Origin of the sequence: Hydrogenophaga sp., from assembly GCF_031426985.1 — a bacterium.
Lineage (GTDB): Bacteria > Pseudomonadota > Gammaproteobacteria > Burkholderiales > Burkholderiaceae_C > Hydrogenophaga.
Genome location: NZ_JASJOY010000086.1, coordinates 69,777 through 75,941 on the forward strand (window position 1 = coordinate 69,777; position 6,165 = coordinate 75,941).

Genomic DNA, 6,165 nt, shown 5'->3' on the forward strand with positions numbered 1-6,165 from the left:
CCCGATATGAACGCATCCCGAACCCCTCCGGCGCGGCCGGTCAGCGGCGCGCTGATGGACCTGCAGGACACCCTGGTGGCCATCCGCAGCGGCGCCTACCTCTCGATCGCGGCCGACGAGGCCCTGCTGCGCCGCCTGCCCCCGGGCAACTGGCTGGCCGGCAGCATTCCGTACTTCATGGCCCAGGACGGTGGCGAAACCTCGCGGCAGAAGCTCTTTGTGACCGAGCTGCCGAACCACGCCGGCGCGCCGCAGCTGCGCTGGTACGACGTGGGCAACCTGCACAAGGTGGCGCTGGACGCCCCGGCGCACGGGCTGACGGTGCTGATCGTGCCGGCGTTCTCCGAGGTGCATTCGCGTTTCGCGCGCGAGGCGCCGGCCTTCGAGGACATGTACATGAAGCCCCTGGTGGGCTGGATCGCGGGCGTGCACCTGGACGATCTGGGCCGGGCCGCGCCGGTGGTGGTCAACGGACAGACGCTGGTGTTCAGCAACGACCGCGCACTGGCCATTCACATTCCGCTGCCGGAGTCGATCTACCCGCGCATCGACATCCTCAACCTGTTCCAGCCGGGCCGCGGCGACGAAATCCGTTTTCCGTCCACCGGCTTCTCGGCGCAGGAGTGTTTTGTCAACGGGCAGCTGATGAACCTGGCCCAGTATCTGGAGCAGAAAAGCATCGACACCCGCCTGCCGCTGGTGGCCGACTATTCGGGCGCCATGATCAACGTTTCGTTCAAGGCGGTGGATGCGGCGGCCGGCCGGGTGGATTTCTACGCGCCGGTGTTCGACGACGTGGCGTACCGCATCGCCGAGCCGGTGCCCGACTACGCCCAGGCGTTCGGGCGGTCGTTGCCGGGCGACGCGCTGGGCGCGAGCTGGAGCTGCAACTGCATCCTCAACTACCTCTACGGCGAGCTGGAAGGCCAGCGCACCGGGCCGATCACCGGCCCCATGACCTTTGGCGAGATCGCCTTCCAGCTGCTCAACCAGACCATGGTCTATGTGAACCTGGAGCAGCTGTAGAAGCACCGCTGCTCCCACATGAATCGCCCTGCGCGATCGTGAGGCCGGGGCGGGTTTGTGCGACAGTCGGCGCTTTCTGCCGACCTCCGCCCCTGTCCTTCTGCACGGTCCCGCCATGCCCCGTCCCATTCTTGCCACCGTCCACTCCGCCGCCCTGCAACACAACCTGGACCAGGCCCGCGTGCGCGCGCCCGACGCCCGCGTCTGGTCGGTGGTCAAGGCCAACGCCTACGGCCACGGCATCGAACGCGTGTTCGACGCGCTGCGCAGCACCGACGGTTTCGCGATGATCGACCTGGCCGAGGCCCAGCGCGTGCGGGCGCTGGACTGGCGCGGTCCGGTCTTGTTGCTCGAAGGCGTGTTCGAGCCGCGCGACCTCGAACTGTGTTCGCGCCTGAACATCTGGCACGCCGTGCACTGCACCGAACAGATCGACTGGCTGGCCGCGCACAAGACCCAGGTGCCGCACCGCGTCTTCCTCAAGCTCAACAGCGGCATGAACCGCCTGGGCTTCACGCCCCATGCGTTTCGCGCCGCCTGGGCGCGGCTCAATGCGCTGCCGCAGGTGGAAGAGATTTCGCTCATGACCCACTTCAGCGACGCCGACGGCCCGCGCGGCATCGCCCACCAGGTGGCCGCCTTCGAGGCCGCCACCGCCGACCTGCCGGGCGAACGCAGCCTGTGCAACAGCGCCGCCATCCTGCGCCACGCGAGCAGCCCGCTGCGCGGCGAAGGCGTCACCACGCTCGCCGCCGACTGGGTGCGCGAGGGCATCGCGCTCTACGGCGGCGCGCCCGACCATCCCGAACACACGGCCGCCGGCTGGGGCCTGAAGCCCACCATGAGCCTGACCACCAAGGTCATCGGCGTGCAGAGCCTGCAGCCCGGCGACACCGTGGGCTATGGCTCGGCCTTCACGGCCGACGCCCCCATGCGCGTCGGCGTCATCGCCTGCGGCTACGCCGACGGTTACCCGCGCCACGCGCCCACCGGCACGCCGGTGCTCGTCAACGGCGTGAAGACCCGCATCGTCGGCCGCATCAGCATGGACATGATCACCGTCGACCTGGCGCCGCTGGACGCCACCGGCGTGCCGGTCGGCATCGGCAGCGAGGCCGTGCTCTGGGGCGTCTCGCCCTCGACCGGTGCGCAACTGCCGGTGGACGAGGTGGCGCGCGCGGCCGGCACCATCTCTTATGAACTGCTGTGCGCGGTCGCGCAGCGTGTGCCGTTCGCCGAGCCGGCGTAGAACCCGGGTACCACGCAGGTTCATTTGCAGGCCCCGCCGGGCGCGCGGGCGGGTCTCGGCAGACAATCGTTTGCATTGCCCGATTGAAAGCCCGATGTGAACGCCGTTTCCGCCTTCCTGGCCGCCCCGCTGAAAACCCTGCGCGGCCTGCCCTACGTCGCCTGGATCATCCTGTACTGCGCCCTCACCTGGGGCATTTTCGGGGCGCTGCTGGGGGCGGTGACCCCCAACCTGCGCGCCCAGATGGGCGTGTCCTTCCAGCAGATGGGCTGGTTGATGGCGATCTGGAGCGCCGGTGGCGCGGTCGGCTCGCTGCTGGGCGGCGCCATCGCCAAGCGTTTTCCGCCGCGCCGCCTGCTGCGCGCCTACACCGCCGCCGTGGTGGTGGCGCTGGTGGGCGTGCTGCTGGCGCCCAGCTTCGGCTGGCTGGCCTTCTTCATGGTGACCATCGCCACCTTCGAGACCGCGCTGTTCACCGTCGGCCACGGCCTGCTGGCCGAGATGAGCGACGAGCCCGAGCAGCGCGCCCGCATCATCAGCCTGGTCGACGTCGGCTACAGCCTGGGCACCATGTTCTCGCCCCTGATGGCGGCGGCGGTGCTGGCGGCCAACCCCAGCTGGCGCGGGCCCTACCTGGTGTTCGGCTTCATGGCCCTGGTCATGCTGGTGCTGACGCTGCAGCGCCGCTATTTGCGCGAGGTGGCGTTCCGCCCCGACCACGCGCACGGCGTGTCCGCCGGCGTGTCGCGCCCGCCGCTGGACTACGCCGGCCTGCTGCGCCAGCCGCTGGTGCGCTGGGTGCTGATTGCCGGTGTGTGCAGCGGCCTGGCCGAATGGGGCCAGTACTTCTGGTTCGTGAGCTTCGCCACCGAGGCCCTGGGCGAGAGCGACCAGGTGGCCCGCATGGCGCTGGGTTTTCTCATGGCGGGCATGGTCACCGGCCGCATCTGGCAGGCCTTTGTGCACAGCCGCTGGACCATGGAACAGAAGATCCAGGGCCTGGGCGGCCTGGCCGCGCTGGCCCTGACGGGCGTCTGGCTCAGCCCGGCCGATCCGTCCTTTGTGTGGCTGGCGCTGTGCAACTACTTCACCGGGCTGGGCGTGTCGGTGGGCTTCCCCATCCTGCTGGGCATCGCGCTGCGCGGTTTCTCGCAGGAGGCGCCGCGGCTGTCGGCGCTGCTGATGATCGCCTTCACGGTGGGCGCACAGCTGGCGGCCCTGCTGATGGGGGAAATCGCCGAACAGGCGGGTCTGCGCGCCGCCTACGCCGTGCTGGTGCTGGCGGCCGTGGGCTTTGTGGTCTGCGCCTGGCGCCTGGGCAAGGGGGTGCCCGTGAGGGGGTGATCAGGTGATGACTTGTACCCCTGGGGGTATATATGTATACTGCAGACCGTATAGGAGTCTGCCATGCCTGCTCGTCTTTTTTCCGGTTCCGTTGACCGCCTCTCCGTTCCCTTGCGCGCCGCCCGCCAGGCGCTGGCCCCGCTGCCGCCGGCCCAGCGCCGCTGGTTGATCGGCGCACTCTCGCTGAGTCTGCTCGGCGGTGCGGCCCTGTTCGCCAGCGCCCGCGTGTCGGCCGCCGACGCACCGGCGGCCACCGGCCCGCAGGTGGCGGTGCTGACCCTGGGGCAGATCGCCGTGGGCAGCGCGGCCGAATTCGATGGCCACCTGCAGGCGGTGCGCCAGAGCGTGCTGTCGGCCCAGGCCAGCGGCCGCATCGCGACCCTCTCGGTCAAGGCGGGTGACCGCGTCCAGGCCGGCCAGGTGCTGGCCGTGATCGACGACCGCGCCACCCAGGCCGGCGTGGCGCAGGCGCAGGCCGGCGTGGCCCAGGCCGACGCCAACCTCGCCAACGCCAAGGCCGCCTGGGAGCGCACGCGCGACCTGCGCGCGCAAGGCTTCATCGCCCAGGCCGCGCTCGACACGGCCCTGGCCCAGTACAAGGCCGCCCAGGCCGGCGGTGCCGCCGCCCGCGCCGGCCAGACCCAGGCCAGCGTGGCCCAGGGCTTCACCCGCCTGACCGCGCCGTACGACGGCTGGGTGCTCTCCACCCAGGCGGAAGCTGGCCAGCTGGCCATGCCGGGCGCGCCCATCCTCACCGTCTACGCGCCGCAACCCATGCGCGCCGTGGTCTATGTGCCCGCTTCGCAGCAGCCGCTGGCGCTGTCGGCCCAGCAGATCGAGGTGCAGCTGCCCGGCACCGACCGCTGGGTCGTGCCCGCCGCCAAGACCAGCGTGCCCGCGGCCGACCCCGTGTCGCAGACGGTGGAATGGCGCCTGAACCTGAGCGACGCCGACGGTGCCGGCCAGGTGCCGGGCCGCCAGGTGCGCGTGCGTTTTGTCGGCGCCAACGCCCAGGCCGCGCCCCAGCGCTTGGTGGTGCCGGCCACGGCCCTGCTGCGCCGCGGCGAGCTGACCGGCGTGTACGTCGTGACCGCCAAGGACGAAGGGGCCCAGGGCTTTGCGCTGCGCGCGGTGCGCACCGGCGCCACGCACGGCGACGGCGTCGAGGTGCTGGCCGGCCTGAAGGCGGGTGACCAGGTGGCGCTCGATCCCGTCCGCGCCGGTCTGTCCGGCGCACAGCCTGTTGCGAAATAAGGCGCTGCCATGAGCCACCCCAACGAACCCTCCACGCCCGAGAAGCTGGGCTTCTCCGGCGCCATGGCGCGGGCTTTCCAGTCCAACGCCATCACGCCGCTGCTGGCGCTGGTCGCGCTGCTGCTGGGCCTGTTCGCCGTGCTGGTCACGCCGCGCGAGGAAGAGCCGCAGATCAACGTGACCATGGCCAACGTGATCATCCCGTTCCCCGGTGCGTCCAGCGCCGACGTGGAGAAGATGGTCGCCGCGCCGGCCGAACACGTGCTCTCGCAGATCCAGGGCATCGAGCACAGCTACTCGGTCGCGCGCCCCGGCGTCGCGGTGCTGACGGTGCAGTTCCAGGTGGGTGTGCCGCGCACCGAGGCGCTGGTGCGCCTGTACGACGTGCTCAACGCCAACCAGGACTGGTTGCCCCAGGGCCTGGGCGTGCTGACCCCCATCGTCAAACCCAAGGGCATCGACGACGTGCCGGTGCTGGCCGCGACGCTGTGGACCCAGGATGCGCAGAGCGCGATGGACCTGGAGCGCGTCGCGCACGCGGTGGAAACCGAGCTCAAACGCGTGCCCGGCACGCGCGAGGTGGTCACCATCGGCGGCCCCGGCCGCGCGGTGCACGTGTGGCTCAACCCGACCCAGCTGCGCGAACGCGGCGTGAGCGTGCAGCAGCTGCACGGCGCCATCGCTGCGGCCAACCAGGCCCTGCCCTCGGGCTCGGTGGTCAACCCCAACCCGGCCCCGGGCGAGCCCGGCATGCTGTCGGTGGAAACCGGCGAATTCCTGCAGAACGCACAGGACGTGGGCGACATCGTGGTCGGTGTCAGCAGCGGGCGCCCGGTCTACCTGCGCGAGGTGGCGCGGGTGGAAGCCGGCGCCCAGCAGCCGCAGCGCTATGTGTGGTTCACGCCCGGCGCGGCCGACGCGGCGCACCCCGGCCAGCAGGGCCAGAACCACCCGGCCGTGACCATCACGGTTACCAAGAAACCGGGTGAAAACGCGGTGGACGTGGCGCGCGGCGCGGCCCAGCGGCTGGAGAACCTGAAGAACACGGTCATCCCCGACGACGTGCAGGTCAGCATCACCCGCGACTATGGCCAGACCGCGGCCGACAAGGCCAACAAGCTGATCCAGAAACTGATCTTCGCCACCGCCAGCGTGATCGTGCTGGTCGGCCTGGCGCTGGGTCGGCGCGAGGCGGTCATCGTCGGCGCGGCGGTCATCCTCACGCTCACGGCCACCTTGTTCGCCAGCTGGGCCTGGGGCTTCACGCTCAACCGCGTCTCGCTGTTCGCGCT

At 70.7% G+C, this 6,165-nt stretch carries 5 protein-coding genes; all 5 read left to right on the forward strand.

Annotated features, from left to right (window positions below; all coding sequences use genetic code 11):
- The first annotated feature begins 6 nt into the window (after positions 1 to 6).
- Positions 7 to 1,026 carry a DUF6976 family protein gene (locus tag RMP09_RS11290; RefSeq protein WP_310566077.1) on the forward strand — a complete coding sequence of 340 codons (1,020 nt, stop codon included), beginning with the start codon at positions 7 to 9 and terminating at the stop codon, positions 1,024 to 1,026.
- Between the two features lie 115 nt (positions 1,027 to 1,141).
- On the forward strand, positions 1,142 to 2,275 hold the full coding sequence (gene alr / locus RMP09_RS11295; protein ID WP_310566078.1) for an alanine racemase: 1,134 nt from the start codon (positions 1,142 to 1,144) through the stop codon (positions 2,273 to 2,275).
- Between the two features lie 96 nt (positions 2,276 to 2,371).
- Positions 2,372 to 3,619 (forward strand): MFS transporter, encoded by a 1,248-nt coding sequence (locus RMP09_RS11300; protein WP_310566079.1) that lies wholly within the window; start codon positions 2,372 to 2,374, stop codon positions 3,617 to 3,619.
- A 63-nt stretch (positions 3,620 to 3,682) separates the two neighbouring features.
- On the forward strand, positions 3,683 to 4,873 hold the full coding sequence (locus tag RMP09_RS11305) for an efflux RND transporter periplasmic adaptor subunit (RefSeq protein WP_310566080.1): 1,191 nt from the start codon (positions 3,683 to 3,685) through the stop codon (positions 4,871 to 4,873).
- A 9-nt stretch (positions 4,874 to 4,882) separates the two neighbouring features.
- On the forward strand, positions 4,883 to 6,165 hold a 1,283-nt coding region (locus RMP09_RS11310), incomplete at its 3' end, for an efflux RND transporter permease subunit (RefSeq protein WP_310566081.1).